1 pseudogene is annotated in these 221 nt (G+C 30.8%); it reads left to right on the forward strand.

Annotated elements, in window-relative coordinates:
* A pseudogene (locus tag FIA58_RS21245) lies at positions 1-221 on the forward strand (ComEC/Rec2 family competence protein); the annotation flags it as partial.

Genomic DNA, 221 nt, shown 5'->3' on the forward strand with positions numbered 1-221 from the left:
TTTTCAAGGTAAAAGGATTCTAATTGTAGATAGCTCTTCGGTTTATGTTAATAATGAAAAACCTGATTTGGTCTTGCTTTCCCAAAGCCCCAAATTAAATTTAGTACGATTTATTGCAGATAATAGTAATTCTTTTTATTTAGTTAACCAATGGGAAGTAACTTGTAAGCAAGAAAAAATCCCTTTTCATGCTACTGCTGAAAAGGGATTTTATAGGTTGA

It is taken from the genome of Flavobacterium jejuense (assembly GCF_006491595.2).
GTDB lineage: Bacteria > Bacteroidota > Bacteroidia > Flavobacteriales > Flavobacteriaceae > Flavobacterium > Flavobacterium jejuense.